Here is a 21,597-nt window from a genome sequence, read left to right on the forward strand (position 1 = left end):
TACATTACCAATATCAAAGGATAAACAATGGATAGAAAGAAAATTCCCTTGTTGGTGCTGTGTATTTAATTGCAACTGTGTTTTGGCTTGTACCTACTCCTTGTAGGTTTGGAAGATAATTCTTGCATTTTCTTGAGTTTTTTATTGCCGTGATTATGGCAGTGATTTTACAAGTAATGCCTTTTATAGCTATTGCCATAGTAGCTCTTAGTGGTATTACCACTACCCAATTGAAAATCTAAGTAAAATTTACGCCAAAGCTACTTCAAAAACTTCTACGCAACAACTTATTGATGAGACTAAAATTTCCTTTAAATACTTCAGTACTTGATTTTTTATATCAAAAGAGTATAAGATGAAAAGGTAAATGCTGCTATATCAAATTTAAAATCTAAAACGGGTATAAAAGACGCTTTAAGTGGTTTTTCAAATTCTCTTATTTAGCTTATAGTTATTCTATTATTGTGGCTCGTGGAGTTATTAAAACAGGACTTGGAGAGCATTTGGCTTATCATTTTATCAGTATTCTTGGTAAAAAAACCTTAGGTATTGCTTATTCTATAGCTTTTTGTGAAACTATTTTAGCTCCAGTTACTCCTTCAAATACTGCAAGAGCAGGGGCTATCATAAATCCTATAGTTCAAGTTATTGCAAGAAGTTTTAAATCCACTCCTGAAGATGGAACACAAAATAAAATAGGCACTTATCTTTCTTTGGTAAATTATCAAGAGCCAATCCTATTTCATCAGCTATGTTTATTACAGCTACAGCTCCAAATCCTTTGGTGGTTGATCTTATAGCACAAGCTACAAATTTAGAAGTGCATTTAACTTGGGGGGGGGTAATAGGCTTTAGGGATGTTTTTACCTGGTATAGCTGCTATGCTTTTGATGCCTTTGATGCTTTATTTTCTCTCTCCGCTAGAAATTAAATCCACGCCTAATGCTTCTACTTTTGCTAAAGATAAATTAAAAGAACTTGTAAAAATGAAAAATAGTGAAAAAATCATGCTCAGTGTTTTTATCTCGCTTTTACTTTTATGGGCTGGAGCTTTGGGCTAATTTCTCTTGATGCGACTAGTGTGGCTTTGCTTGGGTTGTCTTTGGTGTTGATTAGTGGAGTTTTAACTTTTGGGGAAGTTTTGGCTGAAAAAGCTGCTTGGAATACTTTAGTATGGTTTTCAGCTCTTGTAATGATGGCAACTTTACTTGGCAAACTTGGTGTTACACAGTTTTTAGCTGAAGCTTAAGGTGAATTTGCTTCTACTATGGGACTTGGGGAAATTTCTATTATGATATTTTTAAGCCTTGCTTTTTTTTATATACACACTATTTCTTTGCTTCCATTACAGCTCATATATCAGCAATGTTTTTTGTTTTTTATAGTGCAGCTTGCCTTAGGAGCACCACCACTTTTTTATGCTTTTATTATGATAGCTTCAGGTAATGTTATGATGGCATTAACTCACTATGCAACAGGAACAGCTCCTGTTATTTTTGGAACGGGCTATGTAACTCTTAAAAAATGGTGGAGTATAGGTTTTGTGATTTCCATAGTTGATATAGTGGTGATGATAGCTGTTGGGCTTTTTTGGTGGAAAATTTTAGGATTTTATTAATAATTTCTAGGAATTAATTCCTAGAAATTATTCTATAAAACCGCTTGCTATGACTTTATCAATATCATAAAAGACTGCCATTTGTCCGCTAGCAAGTCCATAAACAGGATCTTTTAGAGTGATTTTTGCGCTTTTATCTTCATAAATTTCTACCTTACAAGGTGTAGATTTTGAACGATAGCGGATTTTTACTTCGCAATCAAGCTCTTTAGCGTCTATAAAAAGATTGATATTTTTTAGGTTAAATTCACTGATTTTAAGTTCTTCTTTGGTTCCTACGATGATTTGGTTTTGCTTAGGATTGATTTTTAAAACAAAATGCGGCTCATGCGCCCCACGTACCTCAAAGCCTCTTCTTTTGCCTATGGTATAGTGCATATAGCCCTCATGTTTGCCTACTACTTTTCCGCTACTATCTAATACTTCTCCAGGAATTTTTGTATCCATAAACTGATCTAAAACTTGCACATAAGTATCTTCAACAAAGCAAATTTCAGAACTTTCCTTTTGGGTGGCAAAAGATTTTAAAACCTCTATAGTGGAAGCAAATTTTTTCACATCTTCTTTTTTCATTTCGCCTAGCGGAAAAATAAGATATTTTAAAGCTTCTTTATCTGCACTGGCCAAAAAATAGCTTTGATCCTTGCTTTCATCTACTGCGGTTTTTATTAAGTTGTTTTCAAGTCTTGCATAATGCCCTGTGGCAAGTTTTTCACAACCTAAACTTTTAGCAAATTCTAAAAGTTTTCCAAGTTTGATAAAACGGTTACATAAAGCGCAAGGATTTGGTGTTTTACCCTCTTTATAAGTATCCACAAAAGGCATGTAAACTTTGTTTTTAAAATCTTCTTGTAAGTCTAAAATATGATAAGGAATTTGCAAAAAGTTTGCAACTTTTTCTACTTTTTTGATATTTTCTTCGTGATAATTTGGTTTGCCATGAAGTTTCATATAACAACCTATAACTTCATGACCTAAATTTTTAAGTTTATAAGCAGTGACTGTACTATCAACTCCACCGCTCATAGCGACTAGAATTTTCATTAAATTTCCTTTAAAGTATTAATTATAAAATCCAAGTCGTCAGTGATTTTATACTTTAACTCATCTCCTTTAGAAATCACTTCAAGTTTGAGTAAAGAATTTCTGACGAACTCATCAAAACCTCGCCAAAATTCACTCCCAAACAAAATAATAGGAACATCTTTTTTAAATTCTAATTGTTTTAATGTAAGAATTTCACACAATTCATCAAGTGTTCCAAAGCCGCCTGGGAAGATCACAAAAGCTAGACTCTTTTCAATAAGAGCCATTTTGCGTATGGCTAAGCTCTCAAAAGTAATATTATATTCTACAAAATCATTAAGTTTTTGCTCGTGAGGTAAAAATATATTAAACCCTACAGAACTCATTGAATTTGTATTATTTTTTTGTGAAAAAGCACCTTCGTTGGCTGCACGCATAATACCACCACCTCCACCACTTATCACACAAAAACCATTTTGAACACATTTTTGTGCCAAAATTTTAGCCTGCTGATAATAAAAATTATCTTCTTTAAGTCTTGCTGAACCAAAAAAAGTAACAGCCTTTTCTAGCTCGGGTATATTTTCAAATTTTTCAACATCTTTTATGATTTTTGTATCCATCAAATACCTTTTTGGCAAAACTATAAAAAATGATTATAGCTAATTTTTTTAAATTTATAGAGTAATTTTATCTTAATTGCTCTAATCTTTCTTTTTTAGATCCGATTTCTGTAATTTGAACACCAAAATTACCATCGACAATTACTACTTCACCATAAGCAATTCTTTTATCTCCGATTAAAATTTCAAGCGGATCGTTTGCAAGTTGATTAAGCTCCACAACTGAACCTATATCCATAGTTAAAACATCTTTTAAAAGCATTTTTTTATTGCCTATACGCACACGCACAGGCAAACGAACATCCATGATAAGATTGATATTTTTAAGTTCTTCGCTAAGCATTATCGCTTTTTCTTCAGCGTTGTGATTAGAATCAGTGCTTGTATTTCCTGTTTCAGCAGGTTTACCACTTAGGATGTTGTGAAGTGTTTGATCCATGGCTAAAGAAACTTGTTCTTCTAAATCGCCTATTTTTACATCATATAAAAATAATTTTTTAAAATCTTTAAAATCTACGCTTTCAGGCACAAATTCACAAGATTCTATACTAAAATCCATTTTTGGAATGTCTTTTTGAGCTCCTAAAGTTGTAGAAAATGCTGAAATGATATTTTGGATGGCTTCTTTAGCTGCATCCATTTCATCAGGACCTAGTTTATCGTTTTTGGTGATCTCTTCTTCGCCCATCATCCATTCACCAATAGCACTCATTAAAACAGCACCGGCTAAAATTCCTATTTTTCCACCATTTGCTATATCAAATATAGCATACACTAAAGGTGCTTTTAAGGTATCGCTTGTATTGACATCAAATTCTTTATATTCGCTAAATTCAGCACTTTTTCCTGTTAAACCTTCAATGGTGCTGATGCATTCATTTGTAAACATTTTTAAAAAATCATTGATCATATTTCTTCATCCTCCTCTTCAGGCTCATCATAAACACTGGCTTTAGCTTTACGCTCTTCTTCGTATTTTTCCAAAATTTCTTTGATTTCATCTTTATCTGTGCGTATAAGTTCTAAAATTTTAATAGATTTTCTAAAACGATGCAATCCAATTTGTGCTAAGAAAACATCTTTTTTATCGATACTTACTATAGCTTTATCGTCTGCTTCTCTATCAAGCCTTAAAATATCGCCTTGTTTAAGTTCTAAAAATTCATGAACATTAATTAAGGTTTTTCCTAAAATTGCCTCATATACCACTTCAGCACGACCGATTAAAGTTTTAAGCTCTTTGTTACGTGATTTTTTGGCTGAGGTTTCACCCATCATAATATCACGGTTTGCTAAACGGCTTAATATACTTTCTAAATGTACTACAGGATAGCAGATATTTACCATTCCGCTTGAATTTCCTATGATGATTTCCATTACTACCATGATAACAATCTCATTTTGAGATACGATTTGCACAACATTTGGACTTGATTCTTTAGCTTCTATACTAGGATAAATTTCAGTTACGGTAGCCCAGCTTTCTTTAAGTCTTTGCATAATGATACGCAAAATAGAATCAAGTAAATTAAGCTCAATATCCGTAAGCTCACGCGAAGCTTCATAGCTATCGCCTTGACCACCTAAAAGCCTGTCTATCATAGGAAAAGCTATGCTTGGATTGATTTCTAAAACACAGTTTCCATCTAAAGGTTTGATAGAAAAAACGTTAAAACTTGTTGGGCTTGGCAAAGACATTAAAAACTCTCCATAAGTCATCTGATCGACTGAATGAAGTTTAGTTTCAACAATACTTCTCATCATCGATGAAATTTGAGAGGCTAAATTTCTTGCTAATTTATCATGTATGCCTTTAATCGTCCTAAGTTGTTCTTTTGAAACTCTGTTTGGACGCTTAAAATCGTATACAACGATATTTCTTTCGTCTTTTTCATCTTTTGAATTTGAGGCTATGGGTGTGTCGGTGTTATCATCGACAACTTCAAGTAGAGCATCAATTTCTTCTTGGGAAAGTATCTCAGCCATTACATTAGCCTTTCTCTAAGTTTTTTAAGAAGTTTTTTGTGAATTTGTGAAATTCTGCTTTCACTGATTTGTAAAATTTCACTGATTTCTTTTAGGCTTAATTCTTCATAATAATAAAGCTGAATAATTAACTGATCGCGCTCTTTAAGATCATCTAGCACTTCGTGAATTTTTTCTAAAAGTTCTTCTTTTTCAATTTTTTCTAAAGTATTGTCTTCGTTATAAAGTTCGATTTGCTCATCGATGGGCAGGGTATAGCTAATAGCATGAGCTGTTCTTACCTCTTTGATTTTTTCTACATCTAAATCAAGTTTTTTGGCTAGATACTCATCATCAGGTTCGCATTCATTCTCAAGGAAATATTCGTCCATGATTGCATCAATATCTTTAATAATTTTGCGATTATTGCGACTCATTACATCAAGACTTCTAAGATAATCAAGCATAGAGCCATTAACTCTTTTTCTTGCAAAACCCCAGAAGTTATCATTTTGTTCTTTATCGTAACGGCGTGAAAGCTTTATCATTTCTTCAACGCCTATGCTAATAAGATCATTAACATCTATGCTTGAAGGCAAGCGTTCTTTTAGTCTAAAAGCCATAGCACGCAGAGCTGGCATGTAAGAAAGCACAAGCTCATCTTGCTCTTTCTTTAGCATTTGTGCATAAGCTTTAGGCGGCTCTTTTAGCATTTCTTCGTCTTTCTTTGGATTCATTTTTCTTTAGCTCTTCTCTTTCTTCATTGAGCTTTTCTAAAATTATATCCATTTTCTTTTCACGAATAACTAAATCGTTGATAATATTATTGCTAGTTTTTTCATAATCGTGTTTATTAAAGATTCTGCCACTAATTTTCTTTACATCTATAAAATTCATAATAGCAATATGAACAAAAACATAAAACATAAAAGTAATAAAACAAGTAAAAATCAGTATATCAAAGGCTTCATCTATACTAATAATGCTAAATGCAAGTCCTATAAAAAATCCACAAACAGTGAAAAATGCTACATAATTTTCTGGCCTCATAATCTCTTCTCTTTATTGCTAAAATCTTTCAATAATTTTTCTAAAAAAACTTGAAAAACTACGATTTGAAACATTATCAAGCACTTTCCGTTCCAATCTATATAAAAGCTTGGAGGCTAGGGCTTTAAGCTCATCACTTGAGGCTGTGTTTTCATCGCTAAATAAAGTTCTTTTTTTAATACTACCACTTACATCTTTAGAAGCGCTTAAATGACCTAAGAATTCTAAATTTAAAGGATTTTTAATGTTTGCATCTGCAACTTTTTTAATATTTTCAAAAACTTTTAAAGCTTCATTTTCATTTTTTACAACATTAAAGAGCATTAGTAAATTTTCTTTTGTCTTAGAAGTTGTTTTTATGGTTGCATACGCATCGGTAATTGCTGCAGGATCAGGAACAGTTACTACTATAACTTCATCAGCCATTTCTAAAAAATTTAAAATATTTCCACCAATACCCGCACCTGTGTCGATAATAAGAAAATCAAGCTCATCTAAAATACTTGCTTGATTTAAAAATCTCTCGTAAATATTTTTATCATTATATTTTAAAATCTCATCTCCACTTTCGCCTGGGATGAGCCATAAATTTGGCTTAACTTCTATTAAAATATCTTCCAAAGAACATTCTCCGCGTAAAACATGCAAGAGATTTTTTTGTATGCGTACATTTAAAATGACATCCAAATTTGCCAAGCCAATATCAGCATCAAAAAGCCCAACTTTATAGCCATTATTTGCTAAAACATTGGCTAGATTTGCGCTAATCGTACTTTTTCCAACGCCACCTTTTCCACTTGTAATAGCTATAAAATGAGTGTTTTGGGATTTTTTGGTTCCATTTTGACTCATGAGATTGCGAAGTTTATTTGCTTGGTTATTCATTATTTTTTCCTTTGTTAAACCCTTCTAAAATACAATGAACTAGAAAATCACTATTGGCTACTTCTAAATCATCTGGCACTTCTTGTCCTGTAGAGAAAAAGCTTAGAGGAATATTTGTTTCATAAATAAGAGAGAAGATATTTCCAAAAACCTTTGTTTCATCAAATTTAGTAATAATCAAAGTATCAATATTTAAGAATGAAAAATTTTTATAAATTTCCATTAAATCTTCATGTTTGGTGTTTGCAGAAACCACTAAATTTACATCAATTTCTGCATTTGAGTGCATTAAAAATTCTTTAGTTTTAGCAAGTTTGCTTTGATCGTATTGTGAATTTCCTATAGTATCAACTAAAATTACTTCGCAATTATTTAAGCTTTTTATCGCTTCATCTAAATCCTTTGGTTCTATGCTATCAATAATAGGAAGTTTCATCATTTTTGCATACTGAAAAAGTTGCTCAACCGCACCGATTCTATAAGTATCAAGCGTAATAATACCTGTTTTATAACGCTTATCTCCATAAGCATAGCGAAAAGCTAACTTAGCTAAGGTTGTTGTTTTTCCGACTCCTGTTGGGCCCACTAGCATCATGATTTTTTGTTTTTTTATATCGCTTTCAACGCGACAAGGCAAGATATTTCTTAAAAGTGAGTGAAAATATCTTTGAACCGCATCTTTGTTGGTTTTCATAGCAGCTGGCATATTTTCTATAGTTGCTTTCATAATCGCTTCTAGATGATTTTCAAGCATTCCACTTTCTTTGGCTTGTTTATAAATACTTGCAAATTCAGGAGGTATCATAAGATTTTTTCTAGCTTCAGCTTTATCGTCCCACATCATATCTGCAAGAAGATCTATTTTATCGTTAAGCTTGTTGATTTGTTTTTCAAATTGCTTTTCAAAATTTTCTATTTTTTTATTATAATTTGGATTAGGGGTGTAATTTTCTAAAGGTGTGTTTGTGACTTTAGAAATTTCATTGCTAACTTCACTTAGTTTTTCTTTAAAATCATCAAAGCCTAGAGTCTTATTTTGATGAGGGTTGATTTTGTTTTGTGGAAAATCTTGATAGGTTTTTTTAGTTAAGTCATTGTTTTTTACAGTGTTTAAATTTGTATTTAAGCGAGTGTTTGAGAAATCCAAGACTACATCTTCATCTTCTTGAGGGATTTGAGATCTAATTTTTTCTTCTGCAAGAGAGGTAGAAGATGGTTTTGGCGAGCTTTTTTTTGCAGGTAAAGATTTTCCTTGTTTTTTTAAGTGTTCTTCATAGTCGCTTTCTTCTATGGCTACCATAACCTCATAAAGCGCACTGCGATTTAAGGTTTTAGGACGAATTTGTTTATTTGTTATAATTAAAGCTTTATCTCCGTAATCTTCTTTTACTTTGGGTATAATTTGTTCTGTATCTTCAACAGTAAAAGTATGTATAAGTTGTCCCATTTATATTCCTTATATCATGCCTAAAGGCAAAATTACACTCACTCTTTCTTTAGCCCCTTTATGAGGCACCTCACACCACTTATCACGCTTGACTTTTTGTGAAAAGTATAAAAGATCTAAATCAAGCGTTCTAGGAGCGTTTTTGAAAGTTCTCTTGCGTTTAAATTTTACTTCATAATAAAGTAAAACTTTCAAAAGTGCTCGTGCATGCAAATTAGTTTGTATCAACATAACAGCATTGGTAAAATCTTTTTGTTCTTTAAAACCAAAGGCTTCATTTATCAACATAGGAGATGTGGATAAAATTTTAAATCTTTTATCATCCATCATTACTCGAAAAAGCATATCAAATCTTTTTTTTTCGGGCTCTATATTGCTTCCTAAGCCTATAAGAGCTAAATATTTAAAAGATCGTATATTTTGACTAAAAAAAGGAAAAAAACGACTTTTTTCAAAGTGTTTTACTCCTTGAATTTTTAGCATTATTATTTATTCGTTTGTTGTGCTTGTTGCATCGCACGCAAATTTTTTATTTGTTCGCAAATTTGAATTATACCCATTAAAGCCAAGTGATAGCCAAAAGGACCAAAACCAACAATAGTTCCAGAACATACAGGTGCTATAAGACTTTTTTGACGAAATTCTTCTCTACGATAAACATTGCTAATATGTACTTCAATTGTAGGCAAAGCTACTGCTGCAATAGCATCGCGAATAGCTACTGAAGTATGAGTATAACCTGCTGCATTGATAATAATTCCATCAACTGTTCCAAGGCATTCTTGAATTTTATCTACGATTTCACCTTCAAAATTACTTTGGAAAAAGTCAAGTTCTACATTGTTTTGCGATGCTGCAAGTTTCATTTGCTCATGAATTTCTTCCATTTTCATAGCACCATAAATTCCCACTTCTCTTACGCCAAGCATATTAACATTTGGGCCTTGGATAATCATTATTTTCATGGATTTAACCTTAAAAATTTATTTTTTAACCTTTTATTATAACATTTTAAAAATAAATTTTTGCTACAATGTAATTTTTGAAAGGAAAATCGTGTTTATAGCTGCTGCAAGATATCTTTTTTTATGTGATGAAGATTTTACGATACTAGAAAATCAAGCCTTTGTTTTTGAAGATAAAATTTTAGAATTGGGTGAATTGGATAATTTAAGAAAAAAATATCCCAAGGCTAAAATCATCAAAACACCTAAAAATTCGGTTATTTTACCTGCTTTTATAAATCCTCACACACACTTAGAATTTAGTGCAAATTCAACAACTTTACATTTTGGAGAATTTTTAATTTGGCTTAAAAGTGTTATAAATTCTCGTTCTATGTTAAATGCACAGGCCAAAGAAGAATTAATACTTCAAAGCATTAAAAAAATGCAAAAAAGCGGTATAGGCACTATAGGTGAAATTTCAAGTTTTGGGAGTGATTTAGATCCTTGTTTAAAGGCTAGTCAAAAGGGTATGCGTATAGTATTTTTTAATGAAATTTTGGGTACAAATGAAAATCAAGTTGAAGATAAAAAACAAGAATTTTTAAAAAGATTTGAAAATTCTTTGAAATTTAAAAATGATTTTTTTATCCCAGCAATTTCGATTCATTCTCCTTATTCAACTCATCCTAGTTTGGCTCATTTTGCTCTTGATTTAGCTAAAAAGCAAAATTTACTAGTTAGTACGCATTTTTTAGAAAGTAAGGCTGAAAATATCTGGCTTAGAGAGTTTAAAGGGGGGTTTAAAAAATGGCTTGAAAATTTCACACTTCATCCTAAGCCTCTTTATGCACCAAAGGATTTTGCTAAACTCTTTAAAGGAGTAAGGACTCTTTTTACGCATTGTGTTTATCTAAAAGAATATGAATGGTTGGATAAAAATTTACATTCTATTACACATTGTGCATTTTCAAATCGCCTTTTAAGTCAAAAAAGCTTAGATTTAAAAACGGCTTTAAAAAGTGGATTAAATATCCATTTAGGAACCGATGGACTTAGCTCAAATATTTCATTGTCCTTGCTAGATGAAATGCGTGTAAATTTGCTTATACATAAGAATTTTGATTTATTAGAGTTAGCCTCTAAACTTTTGCAAATGGCAACGCTTTATCCTGCAAGGGCTTTAAATTTAAATTTAGGAGAGCTTAAAAAAGGTAAAATTGCTGATTTTAACGTATTTGAGCTAGGAGAATGTGATAAAAAGCAAGCTCCTTTGCAGTTTATTTTAAATGCTAAGGAAGTAGATAAATTATTTATAAAAGGAAAAGAATGCAAATTTTAAAATCATTTTTTAAGGCTTTAGGATGCGGTATAAAATTTATCAATACTTATTTTAAAACCTTTGTTTTATTGTTGATTATTATATGGATTTTAATGCCTAGTGCAAATTCAAGCTCTAATCTTGCAAATTTAGAACGCATTGATTTAAAGGGTGAAATTTTTGACAGCTCTGCGGTTTTGGAAAAAATTATCAATGCTAAAAATGATAGCAATATTAAAGGAGTGCTTTTTGTTATAGACTCTCCTGGTGGAGCTTTTGCTCCTAGTATGGAACTAGCTCTAGCTATAAAGGATTTAAAAATTAAAAAGCCTGTGCTTGTTTATGCAAGTGGAACTATGGCAAGTGGAAGTTATTTAGCAGGAGTTGGAGCAAATAAAATTTTAGCCAATCCGGCAAGCTTTATAGGCTCTATTGGTGTGATTATGCAAGGAGCTGATTTAAGTGGATTGGCTAATAAACTTGGTATTAAAGAACAAACTATTCAAGCGGGTGAATTTAAAAGTGCTGGAACTTTTGCAAGAGCTTGGAATGAGAATGAAAGAAATTTTTTACAGGGTTTAATTGATCAAAGTTATGATCTTTTTACAGGTTTTGTTGCCAAGGAAAGAGCATTAGATCTTAACAAAAAAGATCAATGGGCAAATGCAAGAGTGTTTTTAGCTGCCAAGGCTAAGGAGCTTGGTCTTATAGATGAGCTTAGTAATTATGAAAATGCTAAAAAGGAGCTTGAAAAACTTGCTAATGTTTCAAATCCTGTTTGGAAAGAAGAAGATAAGATTGATAAATTTCTTAACCGCCTAGAAGGACAAGCATCAAGCTTGATAAGTAAAAGCTTAATTGAAATCGCTTATAAGACTAATAGCAGTTTTATAAATGCTAGATAAAATATATAAATATTTTTATTTAATTTTTGCAATATGTTTACGCAATAATTATTTATATCTTAGATAAGGAGTAAAAATAATGAAAAAAAATATTGTTTTTTTCGAAGTTAAAGGTGGGAGTGATAAAGGTGAAGATGGTTATAGAAAAGATACCATGCCTATGGTAAATGCCTTAAAAGCTAAGGGTTGGAATGCTGAGGTGATTTTTTTTGAAGTGGGTAAAAAAGATGAAATTTACAAATATGTAAAAGAAAATTTTGATGGTTATGTTTCTCGCATCAATCCTGGTAATCTTAAAGAAGAAAATGAGTATTTTGATATGTTAAGAAAACTTTGTGCCGACAAGCTTGTAGGTATGCCTCATCCTGATGCTATGATAGGTTATGGCGCTAAAGATGCACTTACAAAATTAGCAGACACTGATCTTGTTCCAAGCGATACTTATGCTTACTATGATATTAAGACTTTTAAAGAAAATTTTCCAAAAAGTTTGGCTAAAGGTGAAAGGGTTTTAAAACAAAATCGTGGCTCTACAGGAGAGGGAATTTGGCGTGTGAGTGTAGAGGGTAATGTTAGTGGAGGTAGTTTGCCTTTAAACACAAAAATCAAATGTACAGAAGCTAAGGATAATCATGTAGAACATAGAGAGCTTGGGGAATTTATGGATTTTTGCGAGCAATATATTATAGGTGATAATGGTATGCTTGTGGATATGACTTTTTTACCGCGCATTAAAGAAGGTGAAATCAGACTTTTAATGCTTTATAACACCCCTGTAAATGTAGTGCATAAAAAACCAGCCGAAGATGCCGATGCTTTTTCTGCTACGCTTTTTAGTGGGGCAAAATATCGCTATGATAAGCCAGAAGATTGGAAAACTTTGGTGGATATGTTTTTAGGCGAGCTTCCTAAGGTAAGGGAAAAATTAGGCAATTACGACTTACCATTGATTTGGACGGCTGATTTTATTTTAGATATTGATGAAAAGGGCAATGATAAATATGTTTTAGGCGAGATTAATTGTTCTTGTGTAGGCTTTACTTCTCATTTAGAACTTGCTGATGAAGTAGCCTCAAATATTATTAATATTGTAAGTAAAACTAAGGCTTAGTCTTTAGTTTAATGTCCATTTTATTATTGCAAAATGGACATTCTTTTTCTATTGTTTTTAAGTTTGAGCTATATTCTATCGGGAAAAAATTTTCACAAAATGAGCATTTTGTATCTTTGGTTAGTATAGGATAGGAATAGTCAAATTTATCCAAAATAAAATATTTTATTTTTTTATCCATTAAATTTCCTTCTTTGTCTAACTTATGCTTTATTTATTATTTTAACGCATAAATAGTTAATTAGAAATTTTCTGAATATTTTTTATAAAACTGTATGGCTTCTTTACATTTTTTACATTTAAATTTTACACCCTTAAGTTGAATTTTTTGATGAATTCCAAAAGGTACATCATGCATTTGTCCTACGCATTCACATGTGTAAAGATAAACTGCATTTTCATCATCTTTTTCTTCTTTAACTTCTTCAAAGCTTACTTCTCCATCATCTTCAGAAGCCAAAGAAGATCTTCTGTATTGTTCAACCTTCATATCTTCATAAAGTATATGTTCTAAAAGCCATTTTTTAGAAACTGTATAAAGCTTTTCTTTTAAATCGTTAGTAGATTTTATGTTTTTAATAAGATCTATCATGGATTGAATGATTTCTTTATGAATTCTTTTATGTTCTTCTAAATCAGGATATCCTATAAGTTTCATATATTTTTCTTCATCATTAAAATGATCTTTCATGTAGTTAAAAAATTCAGCCAATAAAGCTTTTACATCATCCTTGTAAACAGGTTTATCAAACATAAACTCTACTTTACCTGCAAGTTCAAAAAGTTTTTTGTGCTGTTCATCTATTTTTGCATTATGAACGCTATAGCTATCATCCCATTTTGGAAACATTTTTAATCCTTTAACTCACTTTTAACGTAGAATAAATTTTTTTGACATTTTTTACATCTTAATTGTTTTTTATGACAGAGAATGTCAAGGTGTTCTGTATATGAAAGTATGTGATTTGTTCTGCAGGGGCAAGAATAGATAAATTCATATTCTTTATGTTTTACCTGTTTGGCGGTAGGAGTTGTTGGAGTGTTTTCGTATAATATTTCTTCATTGATTTTTTCAAGCTCTTCTTCTTGTTTGCTTAAAATTTGATCCGAAAGCCAATTTCCTATCATAACATCATGATGTAATATATGTTCTAAAAGCCACTCTGATATTATAGTATAAAGTTTTTCTTTTAAATCATTAGTGGTTTTTATGTTTTGTATAAGATAAGACATATCATGAATGATATTTTTATGCATGATTTTGTGTTCATTTAAATAAGGATAATGAATTTCTTGCATGTATTGTTCTTCATTGTTAAAATGTTCTTTCATGTAGTTAAAAAGTTCTGTTAAAATTTCTTTGAGTTCTTCTCGTTTTACAAATTTATAAACAGCACTTTCAACCTTGCTTGCAAGTTCAAAAAGTTTTTGGTGTTGAATGTCAATCATTGTGTCATGAATACTGTATTTTTCATTCCAAGTCGGAATTAGTTTTATCTAAAAGCACCTTCTTTAATTTTTGTATTTAAAATTAATTTAATATATTTGAGTGAAATATTACATAATATTTTATTAAAATATTATTAATTAGAAATTATTTATTTTATTTATATTTATATAATATAAAAAATATATATAATTAATATTAAAAATTAAGACTTACTGATTCTAGTATAGAATCAGTAAATAATAATATGTGCAATTTGTGGTCCATGAACACCAAAAACAGTGATAAGTTCTATATCTGCTGTTCTTGAAGGCCCTGCTATAAATAAGATATTAGTAGGTAAAATTTCATTTTCTTTTTTTACTAAATTTAAAGCTTCGCTAAGACTTTTAACAACATTTTCTTTTTTAAGCAATACTATGCAAAGTTTAGGTGCAAGGCTTAGCATTCTAGGTTGGGTTTTACTTGAAGGTATAAGTGCAACTCCGTGAGAGCTTACCCCTGCTCTTGCGTGAATGATGGAAAAATCACTATGAAAAACTTCAGATCTTAAATTTTCGATTTCTTTATCAAAGCAAATCTTTTTTTCTGCTTTGATTTGTTCTAAATTTAAATTTAAATCCGCTCCATAAATCATACTTTTAAAGCCATATTTTGCGACAATTTCATTGATTTTTTCTTCTAAGGTATCTTTTGTAGCATTTTCAACGATGTATTTGTTATCGCTCATTTTTTGCTTCATTTCTGTAAGCATATCTTGGGTTGTCTGGATATGTTCTACAGGATCTATACTTTCAATGCGTGTGAAAGTTGTTTCTTTGTAAGCTTTTTTAAGATGTTCTAAAATATTTGCTTTGCTTTTGCTTGAAATTTCATCGATTTTACTCATAGCTTACTCCTTCTAGTTTTTGCACTTCTTTATAAAGATCCATTTTAATTTGAGGTAATTCTTTAAAAGCGTACCATTTTTTAATCACAGGCAAAATGCTTGCGAAATTTTGTACCGTCCAGTTGAAATAATGTGCTTTTGAAAGTGAAAAACGCCATTTATCGCCATTGGTTGCGATATTTTTAAATTGTTTAAAAGTAAAGGCTTCTAGGGCATTGTGATGAACATTATTTGCTCCTAAAGGTGGATTTTTACCTTGCCCTATTTTATCACATCTTAATTTGCGAATAAGATCAGCCAAAGGAATTTGCACTGGACAAACTTCAGAACAACGCCCACAAAGTGAACAGAAATTCAAAATATCTCCTGTATGATCTATACCAAAAATATTAGGACTGATTACTTCTCCTATAGGTCCTGGATAAGTGGTTTGATAAGCATGTCCGCCGATTTGATCATAAACAGGGCAAAAATTCATACAAGCCCCGCATCGAATACAACGCAAAGCCTCATAATAATCCTCATGAGCTAACATTTTAGAGCGATTGTGATCAAATAAAATCACATGTACTTCTTTAGGACCATCTAAATCTCCATTTTTTCTAGGGCCTGTAATGATATTGTTATAAGTTGGTATAAATTGTCCTGTGGCTGAAGGAGTAAGTAAAGAAACCATAGTAGCCGCATCTTCAAAGCTTTCCATGACTTTTTCTATACCACAAAGTGCGATATGAATATCAGGTGCTGTAGTGCACATTCTACCATTTCCTTCATTTTCTATAAGCCAAAAAGCTCCTTCTCTTGACATGGCAAAATTGACCCCACTAAGTCCAAGTTTTAAGCCTTCAAAATCTTTTCTTAAATATTCTCTAGCCACCGCATTTAAACTTTCGGGTTCATCGTTTTCTAAATTTGCTCCTAATTTTTCTTTGAAAATTTCTCCGATTTCATGGCGGTTTCTATGTATGGCAGGTACAACTATGTGTAAAGGGGGTTCTTCATTAAGCTGTAAAATAAGCTCTCCAAGATCGGTTTCTATAGCTTTTAAACCTTTTTTTTCTAGGTAGTGATTTAGGCCTATTTCTTCACTTGCCATAGACTTGCCTTTTAAAAGCTTGGTGATATTTTTTTCTTTCATGATTTCATAGACGATTTCACAGGCATCTTCATCACTACTTGCCCAATGCACCTTAATGCCATTTTTTGTAGCATTTTTTTCAAATTCTAAAAGTCTTTCTTCTAAGCTCATTAAGGCATTATTTTTAGCTTGCTTAGCTTTAGCTCTTAAACCCTGCCAGTCTTTAAATCTAGCATCAATAACATTGAGTCTATTTTTTTGCAAAGTATGCATGGCAGTCATTAAATTTTCTTGCATTTGTTTGTCATTGAGTTTAATTTGAACGATTTGTTCGTGAGGAATTTTTTGACTCATAGTCTCTCTCCTTCTAAGCGTTTAAGTAAAAAGTCATATAAATGTATGCCTTTTATATCCAAACCCATTCTTTTCATTGTGCCATCTATATTTAAAAGACAACCTCCATCACCACTGATGAGATATTTTGCACCGCTATTTTGTATATCTTTGATTTTGCTTCTTACCATAGCATTTGAAATTTCAGGCTCTTTTACTGAAAAGGTTCCTCCAAAACCACAGCATTCTTCTTCGTATTGAAGTTCTGCTAATTCTACGTTTTTTAGTTTTTTGATAAGATTTTTACTCGCTTGTATGCTTTTTTGCACTCTTAAAGCATGGCAATTAGAATGCCAAGTTACTTTTATAGGTGCACCTTTATCTTCATAATCTACTTTTAAAACTTCATCAAGGTATTGTGAAAGTTCTATCACTCTAGAGCTAAAAGTTTTTATTTTGGAAAATTCAGGTCTGTTTTTAAAAAGCTCTTTATAGTCATGACTCATCATACCCGCACAAGAACCACTGGGTACAACGATGGGATAATCTTTATCAAATAAATCTACATTATATAAAGCGATCTCACGACTTTCATCGAAATAACCTGAGTTAAAAGAAGGTTGGGCGCAACAGGTTTGATTTTTTTTGAAAATCACTTCAATACCCTCACGCCTTAAAAGTTTTATCGCATTTAAAACGCTTTGTTGCATAGCGGCACTTCCTAAGCATGTGGCGTAAAAATACACTTTTTTCATCATTTTTCTCCTTTTAGGATAATTTAGGATAAATATTCTAATCCTGTAAAAATAAAAGCAAAGTAAAATTTCTAACAAATATTCTAAAAACGAATATTTGTTGAAATAAAACTTAAATTTTTTTAATTATTTCACTATAACTTCAGGGATGATTCCTTGTAAGAAAAAAGCTATAATGCAAGTCCAAATTCCTATTAAAATAATAAAAGCTACAGAATATTTTAATGTGAATTTGAAAAGATCAGATTCTTTTCCCACAAGTCCAACCGCTGCACAAGCTATAGCAATGCTTTGTGGACTGATCATCTTTCCAACAACCCCACCTACTGAATTAGCTGCTAAAAATAAAGCTTCGCTAATACCTAGTTTTTGAGCGCTTACTTGTTGCAAGGTTCCAAAAAGTAAATTAGCACTTGTATCAGAGCCTGTTAAAAATACCCCTATCCAGCCAATGATTGGTGAAAAGAAAGAAAAAGCATCACCTGTGTGTGCAAAAGCAAGTCCTAAAGTAGTGCTCATACCACTATTTTTAGAGATAAAAGCAAAGGCCACAACCAAACCTATGGTGATACAAGGTATAGCCATTTCTTTTAAGGTAACCCAAAAGCATTCTGCAGCATCTTCGGCTTTGATTTTTAAAATAGCTATAGTTAGAAAAGCGGCAAGTAAAATCGCTGTTCCTGCTTGAGCTACGGTTTTTCCATTGATTAAATCTACGCTCAAGGCCAAAGATAAAGGCTTAGCTTCTCCTATGCCTGTGATAGAAGGGCTTAAAATTCCAGCTGTGATATTGCTAAATTGTAAAGTAATACTTGTATAGCTTAAAATTCCGTCCTTATCAAAGAGAGCTTTAAACCAAGGTTGTGTCCAAATGATAATACAAACAATGAGTAAAATAAAAGGTGACCAAGCTTTTAAAATTTGATTAAAACTTAAGGTGTTATCTTGAGTGAAATTGCTTTCATTGTCAAATCTAAAAATATTTTTTGGTTTCCAAAATTTCAAAAATACAGTCGTAACTGCTAAAGAAACCACAGCTGAAATAATATCAGGTAATTCCGCTCCTAGGTGATTTGAGCTTAAAAATTGAGTAGTTGTAAAACTTAGCGCCGCAACTAAAATAGCTGGAAAAGTTTCTTTAATACCTTTAAATCCATCCATTAAAAAAACTATGAAAAAAGGTATAGTAAGGCTTAAAGGAACTAGCATTCTACCTACCATGGCAGAAACTGAATGCTGTTCTATGCCGACAAGATTTGCCATAGCAATAATAGGAATTCCCACCGCACCAAAAGCAACAGGAGCGGTATTTGCGATAAGACAAAGCCCTGCAGCTTGTAAAGGACGCAAGCCAAGTCCTACTAAAAGTGCAGCGGTTATAGCCACAGGGCCACCAAAACCTATAGCACCCTCTAAAAATGAACCAAAACAAAAACCTATTAAAATCACTTGAATTCTATGATCTGGAGTAATGCTCATCACGCTTTTTTTAATGATTTCAAAAGAACCTGACTTGATAGAAAGTTTGTAAAGAAAGATTGCCGCGATGATAATCCAAGCTATAGGCCACATACCATTTGTAAAGCCTTGAATAAAACTTGCACCCACTAAATTCCAAGGCATTTTATAGGCAAATAAAGCTACTAAAGTAGCAAGTATAACAGTTAAAAAACCTGCTTGATAGCCTTTAAGTTTTAAAACAACCAAACAAACTAAAAAACATAGTATAGGTAAAAATGCCACTAAAGCACTTAGCCAAATGTTTGAAAAAGGGTCATAAATTTGTTGCCATGTTAAAATTTGTTCCAATTTTTCCTCCTTGATAATTATTATGTATAAATTTATTGTAACAAAAAATTAAATTAAAATAAAAAAATTATAGAGTAAAGTAAATTACATTGTATTGTTATTAATTATTTTGTGTATTTTAGTAATATCATAAATATTAAATAAATATAAAAATAGAACAAGATAAAAATCTTATTCTAAAGGGGTAGCAGCTGTTAAAGGTGGGGTTATAATCATTAGTTCATTTACTTCACAAAAAAATTAGGATCTAGGGTGCAAGGGGCTATTCCAAAGCGTTTTTGTATAGGAATATTTGGATTAAAAAAAGTTACTATACATTCATCAGATTCCAAAACTAAAGAACGAATTTGCACAGCTGAAGTTGTTGTTGGCATTATAGAAAATACAGTTTCTAATTTACCATCTTTTAGATCATCTTGACAAGATTTTGCTCCAAAGGTTCCATCTTCTAAGATGGCTAAACAAAGATCGCTTTCTTTTGGATTTGTAAATTGCACATAACCAAAAGGAAGTTCATCAGCTAATTTATCTTTTTGTTTTAACTCATCGCTTAAAACAATTTCTTTAATATTCCAATTTTGATCAATAGGATCTTTTGAGGTATCCCTAAAGGCGCTTAAAAAAATTCCCGTTTCTAAGCTTCTTATAGAAACCATTTCGGTAAAATCTTTCAAATCTCCAGTAGGAGTTGCAAAGGCTAAAGTTATAAACATAAAAAACAAAGTAATAATTTTTTTCATATTAAATGTCCTAAAATTTTCTAAAATTTACTGGAAAATGATCTGAAACTATATGAGATCTTAAACTTGCAAGCATTAAAATTGCAGCTAAAAGCGGTGGAGTATAGGTTTGTTGTCTATTTGAATTTCCTGTAATTGCATAATCAAGAGTCCCTCCGCTTGCTTGAGTTGCGCTAGTTGGAAAAACCACTCTAATTCTATTTGCTAATTCTCTATCCACTGTACTTGTTATAGTAGAAGGATCACGGTTAAAATCCCCTGCTATCATCCAGTTAACTTGAGGCATATTTGCAAAATGTGCATCTACAGCTGTGATAATTGCTCCTACATCTGTTCCTCCATTAGCTAAAGCATGGATATTGAAAAAAGCATCATTTCCATTGCGAATTCCTATAATGGGTCTTGAAACTGTAGTAGGTGGAGGTAAAACAATCACTTCTTCAGCTTGCATTCTTGAAACTATAGCTAAATTTACACGATTAGCTCCTACATCAACGCGAGAATAATAAATAAAAACCCTATCAGGCCTTGAAAGAGTTCCTAAATTCCACTCATATTCATCAATAGGTGTTCCACCTTGTTGCACATGGCGTCCTGTTGGAGTGGCTGTTCTTGGTAAAGTTCCTGCTTCTTGTATCATTAAGATATCTAAGGGGTTTGCTCCACTTACAAGTTGTCTTACGCTAACACTCCATTTGCTTTCTGTGGCTGCGGATGAGCCTTGCAAATTCCAAGTGCCAACATTAAAATTTTCTAAATTTGCAAAAGCAAGGTTAAAAGATAAAAATAAACATATAATTTTTTTCATCGTACCTCTCCTTGGCGATATAAAGGTTTTGCAGTAAAAGGCGGAGTAGTTAAAAACCATTGTTGATCAAAATTATCTTTTTTTGCACACTCTACGGTAAAAATTTTAAAAACCTTGTGAAAATCACCATAAAGATTTGTAATAGGTGCTTGTATGCATTTTCCATTTCCTAAATTTTTAATTTGAACCGCTGTATTGCTCATAGGGATAAGTTTCCACATTTGTGCGTGATTGCTTGCATCGCAAGGATAATGGACAATTCCATTACCATAAGCATTAAGACAAGTATTGGTTTTGGTATTTTTAATCATTGCAAAATCATTAGGATAAAGCAAAAGTTACCAAACTCTAGCATCGCCAAATCCTTTACTATCGATTAAAGTATAGCCCCAAATCCAATTTCCTTGTGCTAAAGCCCAAACCGTTAAAGCTGCTCCGCTAGGGCCTAAAATGGTTAAAAAATCAGAAACCGCAGGGCGATTTTCAAAAATTAAAACATCATTAAAAGCTTCGTCTTTAAAGCGAGGATTGATCCCATTTACTGCATTATTGTTGACACTATTGCTTGTTCTAGTTAAAGGTGGGGTAATAGGAGTAATAGGTACTAAATCAGCACCGCTAATTAAACTTGGAATTTCTTGATTGGTAGGAAAAGTAGGTTCAAGTCCTAGTTTTAAAGGATCAGTATCTTCAAATTCTCCAAATGAACGCCCCAAAGGATTTACATTTTCAAATTTAGAAGAACATGCATAAAGAAAAAAAGTCATAAAACAACATAAAATAAAAACTATAATTTTTTGCATTAAAAACCTTGATATGTATTTAAATTTTTAAGAAAATAAT

General features: G+C 31.8%; 22 protein-coding genes and 4 pseudogenes. 6 read left to right on the top strand and 20 right to left on the bottom strand.

Annotated elements, in window-relative coordinates; translation table 11 throughout:
- Positions 1-122: 122 nt before the first annotated feature.
- From SR62_RS00090 to SR62_RS09255, 3 genes and pseudogenes are all read left to right on the top strand, one after another.
- Complete coding sequence (locus SR62_RS00090; RefSeq protein WP_002893375.1) at positions 123-242, top strand: hypothetical protein; 120 nt, start codon at positions 123-125, stop codon at positions 240-242.
- A gap of 222 nt (positions 243-464) precedes the next feature.
- A pseudogene (locus SR62_RS09250) lies at positions 465-1,061 on the top strand (anion permease).
- Between the two features lie 20 nt (positions 1,062-1,081).
- Positions 1,082-1,618, top strand: a pseudogene (locus SR62_RS09255) (anion permease).
- A 27-nt stretch (positions 1,619-1,645) separates the two neighbouring features.
- Here SR62_RS09255 and mnmA read toward each other — a convergent pair.
- From mnmA to aroQ, 10 genes are all read right to left on the bottom strand, one after another.
- Entirely contained in the window at positions 1,646-2,662 is a 1,017-nt protein-coding gene (mnmA, locus tag SR62_RS00115) for a tRNA 2-thiouridine(34) synthase MnmA (RefSeq protein WP_147502215.1), read from the bottom strand.
- Complete coding sequence (locus SR62_RS00120) at positions 2,662-3,267, bottom strand: TIGR00730 family Rossman fold protein (RefSeq protein WP_002892110.1); 606 nt, start codon at positions 3,265-3,267, stop codon at positions 2,662-2,664. Before SR62_RS00120 ends, mnmA begins: the two co-directional genes overlap by 1 nt.
- 67 nt (positions 3,268-3,334) lie before the next feature.
- Positions 3,335-4,177 (bottom strand): flagellar motor switch protein FliY, encoded by an 843-nt coding sequence (gene fliY, locus SR62_RS00125; protein WP_002892112.1) that lies wholly within the window; start codon positions 4,175-4,177, stop codon positions 3,335-3,337.
- Positions 4,174-5,253, bottom strand: a complete 1,080-nt coding sequence (fliM, locus tag SR62_RS00130) for a flagellar motor switch protein FliM (protein WP_002851710.1) — start codon at positions 5,251-5,253, stop codon at positions 4,174-4,176. Before fliM ends, fliY begins: the two co-directional genes overlap by 4 nt.
- A complete protein-coding gene (locus SR62_RS00135; protein ID WP_002892114.1) occupies positions 5,253-5,945 on the bottom strand; it encodes an RNA polymerase sigma factor FliA in 693 nt (230 codons plus the stop codon). Before SR62_RS00135 ends, fliM begins: the two co-directional genes overlap by 1 nt.
- The gene (locus SR62_RS00140) at positions 5,926-6,282 is read right to left on the bottom strand and encodes a hypothetical protein (RefSeq protein WP_002854547.1); all 357 of its coding nucleotides are present in this window, start codon (positions 6,280-6,282) and stop codon (positions 5,926-5,928) included. The genes SR62_RS00135 and SR62_RS00140 overlap by 20 nt, the downstream gene beginning before the upstream one ends.
- An 18-nt stretch (positions 6,283-6,300) precedes the next feature.
- Entirely contained in the window at positions 6,301-7,167 is an 867-nt protein-coding gene (flhG, locus tag SR62_RS00145; RefSeq protein ID WP_002854691.1) for a flagella biosynthesis ATPase FlhG, read from the bottom strand.
- On the bottom strand, positions 7,160-8,614 hold the full coding sequence (gene flhF / locus SR62_RS00150) for a flagellar biosynthesis protein FlhF (RefSeq protein ID WP_002854264.1): 1,455 nt from the start codon (positions 8,612-8,614) through the stop codon (positions 7,160-7,162). Before flhF ends, flhG begins: the two co-directional genes overlap by 8 nt.
- A gap of 9 nt (positions 8,615-8,623) precedes the next feature.
- A complete protein-coding gene (gene folK, locus SR62_RS00155) occupies positions 8,624-9,097 on the bottom strand; it encodes a 2-amino-4-hydroxy-6-hydroxymethyldihydropteridine diphosphokinase (RefSeq protein ID WP_002851803.1) in 474 nt (157 codons plus the stop codon).
- A gap of 2 nt (positions 9,098-9,099) precedes the next feature.
- Positions 9,100-9,579 carry a type II 3-dehydroquinate dehydratase gene (gene aroQ / locus SR62_RS00160; protein WP_002852001.1) on the bottom strand — a complete coding sequence of 160 codons (480 nt, stop codon included), beginning with the start codon at positions 9,577-9,579 and terminating at the stop codon, positions 9,100-9,102.
- Positions 9,580-9,670: 91 nt separating this feature from the next.
- On the opposite strand from aroQ, the gene SR62_RS00165 reads away from it, so the two are divergent.
- From SR62_RS00165 to SR62_RS00175, 3 genes are all read left to right on the top strand, one after another.
- Complete coding sequence (locus SR62_RS00165) at positions 9,671-10,900, top strand: metal-dependent hydrolase (RefSeq protein WP_002892119.1); 1,230 nt, start codon at positions 9,671-9,673, stop codon at positions 10,898-10,900.
- Complete coding sequence (gene sppA / locus SR62_RS00170) at positions 10,888-11,784, top strand: signal peptide peptidase SppA (RefSeq protein WP_002892120.1); 897 nt, start codon at positions 10,888-10,890, stop codon at positions 11,782-11,784. The genes SR62_RS00165 and sppA overlap by 13 nt, the downstream gene beginning before the upstream one ends.
- A gap of 79 nt (positions 11,785-11,863) precedes the next feature.
- The gene (locus tag SR62_RS00175) at positions 11,864-12,895 is read left to right on the top strand and encodes a Cj0069 family protein (RefSeq protein WP_002892122.1); all 1,032 of its coding nucleotides are present in this window, start codon (positions 11,864-11,866) and stop codon (positions 12,893-12,895) included.
- Here SR62_RS00175 and SR62_RS00180 read toward each other — a convergent pair.
- The 10 genes and pseudogenes from SR62_RS00180 to cdtA form a co-directional block, all read right to left on the bottom strand.
- Positions 12,885-13,076, bottom strand: coding sequence for a hypothetical protein (locus SR62_RS00180; RefSeq protein ID WP_032603995.1), 192 nt, complete (start codon positions 13,074-13,076; stop codon positions 12,885-12,887). The two genes, SR62_RS00175 and SR62_RS00180, sit on opposite strands and share 11 nt — an antisense overlap.
- 60 nt (positions 13,077-13,136) lie before the next feature.
- Positions 13,137-13,745, bottom strand: coding sequence for a bacteriohemerythrin (locus tag SR62_RS00185; protein ID WP_002854639.1), 609 nt, complete (start codon positions 13,743-13,745; stop codon positions 13,137-13,139).
- A 2-nt stretch (positions 13,746-13,747) separates the two neighbouring features.
- Positions 13,748-14,344, bottom strand: coding sequence for a hemerythrin domain-containing protein (locus SR62_RS00190; protein WP_261791844.1), 597 nt, complete (start codon positions 14,342-14,344; stop codon positions 13,748-13,750).
- Positions 14,345-14,574: 230 nt separating this feature from the next.
- The gene (locus tag SR62_RS00195; RefSeq protein ID WP_002857772.1) at positions 14,575-15,231 is read right to left on the bottom strand and encodes a lactate utilization protein C; all 657 of its coding nucleotides are present in this window, start codon (positions 15,229-15,231) and stop codon (positions 14,575-14,577) included.
- Positions 15,224-16,663, bottom strand: a complete 1,440-nt coding sequence (locus SR62_RS00200; RefSeq protein ID WP_002922400.1) for a LutB/LldF family L-lactate oxidation iron-sulfur protein — start codon at positions 16,661-16,663, stop codon at positions 15,224-15,226. Before SR62_RS00200 ends, SR62_RS00195 begins: the two co-directional genes overlap by 8 nt.
- Positions 16,660-17,400 (bottom strand): (Fe-S)-binding protein, encoded by a 741-nt coding sequence (locus SR62_RS00205; protein ID WP_079263620.1) that lies wholly within the window; start codon positions 17,398-17,400, stop codon positions 16,660-16,662. The genes SR62_RS00200 and SR62_RS00205 overlap by 4 nt, the downstream gene beginning before the upstream one ends.
- Positions 17,401-17,523: 123 nt before the next feature.
- The gene (locus tag SR62_RS00210; protein WP_002869917.1) at positions 17,524-19,206 is read right to left on the bottom strand and encodes an L-lactate permease; all 1,683 of its coding nucleotides are present in this window, start codon (positions 19,204-19,206) and stop codon (positions 17,524-17,526) included.
- Positions 19,207-19,377: 171 nt separating this feature from the next.
- Positions 19,378-19,946: pseudogene (gene cdtC, locus SR62_RS00215) on the bottom strand (cytolethal distending toxin subunit Cj-CdtC).
- A 10-nt stretch (positions 19,947-19,956) separates the two neighbouring features.
- The gene (cdtB, locus tag SR62_RS00220; RefSeq protein WP_002851847.1) at positions 19,957-20,754 is read right to left on the bottom strand and encodes a cytolethal distending toxin nuclease subunit Cj-CdtB; all 798 of its coding nucleotides are present in this window, start codon (positions 20,752-20,754) and stop codon (positions 19,957-19,959) included.
- Positions 20,751-21,557, bottom strand: a pseudogene (gene cdtA / locus SR62_RS00225) (cytolethal distending toxin subunit Cj-CdtA). The gene cdtB and the pseudogene cdtA overlap by 4 nt, the downstream one beginning before the upstream one ends.
- Positions 21,558-21,597 lie beyond the last annotated feature (40 nt).

The sequence above is a fragment of the Campylobacter sp. 2014D-0258 genome (genome assembly GCF_008000495.1).
In the GTDB taxonomy this organism is placed as follows: Bacteria; Campylobacterota; Campylobacteria; order Campylobacterales; family Campylobacteraceae; genus Campylobacter_D; species Campylobacter_D jejuni.

Excerpts from the sequence above, each read along its gene's own strand:
- SR62_RS00140 (WP_002854547.1), bottom strand. The coding sequence starts at position 6,282 with ATGAGGCCAGAAAATTATGTAGCATTTTTCACTGTTTGTGGATTTTTT.
- SR62_RS00200 (WP_002922400.1), bottom strand. The coding sequence starts at position 16,663 with ATGAGTCAAAAAATTCCTCACGAACAAATCGTTCAAATTAAACTCAAT.
- SR62_RS00175 (WP_002892122.1), top strand. The coding sequence starts at position 11,864 with ATGAAAAAAAATATTGTTTTTTTCGAAGTTAAAGGTGGGAGTGATAAA.
- SR62_RS00205 (WP_079263620.1), bottom strand. The coding sequence starts at position 17,400 with ATGATGAAAAAAGTGTATTTTTACGCCACATGCTTAGGAAGTGCCGCT.
- mnmA (WP_147502215.1), bottom strand. The coding sequence starts at position 2,662 with ATGAAAATTCTAGTCGCTATGAGCGGTGGAGTTGATAGTACAGTCACT.
- flhF (WP_002854264.1), bottom strand. The coding sequence starts at position 8,614 with ATGGGACAACTTATACATACTTTTACTGTTGAAGATACAGAACAAATT.
- folK (WP_002851803.1), bottom strand. The coding sequence starts at position 9,097 with ATGCTAAAAATTCAAGGAGTAAAACACTTTGAAAAAAGTCGTTTTTTT.
- SR62_RS00120 (WP_002892110.1), bottom strand. The coding sequence starts at position 3,267 with ATGGATACAAAAATCATAAAAGATGTTGAAAAATTTGAAAATATACCC.
- SR62_RS00190 (WP_261791844.1), bottom strand. The coding sequence starts at position 14,344 with ATGATTGACATTCAACACCAAAAACTTTTTGAACTTGCAAGCAAGGTT.
- aroQ (WP_002852001.1), bottom strand. The coding sequence starts at position 9,579 with ATGAAAATAATGATTATCCAAGGCCCAAATGTTAATATGCTTGGCGTA.
- SR62_RS00185 (WP_002854639.1), bottom strand. The coding sequence starts at position 13,745 with ATGTTTCCAAAATGGGATGATAGCTATAGCGTTCATAATGCAAAAATA.
- SR62_RS00180 (WP_032603995.1), bottom strand. The coding sequence starts at position 13,076 with ATGGATAAAAAAATAAAATATTTTATTTTGGATAAATTTGACTATTCC.
- sppA (WP_002892120.1), top strand. The coding sequence starts at position 10,888 with ATGCAAATTTTAAAATCATTTTTTAAGGCTTTAGGATGCGGTATAAAA.
- fliM (WP_002851710.1), bottom strand. The coding sequence starts at position 5,253 with ATGGCTGAGATACTTTCCCAAGAAGAAATTGATGCTCTACTTGAAGTT.
- cdtB (WP_002851847.1), bottom strand. The coding sequence starts at position 20,754 with ATGAAAAAAATTATATGTTTATTTTTATCTTTTAACCTTGCTTTTGCA.
- fliY (WP_002892112.1), bottom strand. The coding sequence starts at position 4,177 with ATGATCAATGATTTTTTAAAAATGTTTACAAATGAATGCATCAGCACC.
- SR62_RS00195 (WP_002857772.1), bottom strand. The coding sequence starts at position 15,231 with ATGAGTAAAATCGATGAAATTTCAAGCAAAAGCAAAGCAAATATTTTA.
- SR62_RS00135 (WP_002892114.1), bottom strand. The coding sequence starts at position 5,945 with ATGCTAAAAGAGCCGCCTAAAGCTTATGCACAAATGCTAAAGAAAGAG.
- flhG (WP_002854691.1), bottom strand. The coding sequence starts at position 7,167 with ATGAATAACCAAGCAAATAAACTTCGCAATCTCATGAGTCAAAATGGA.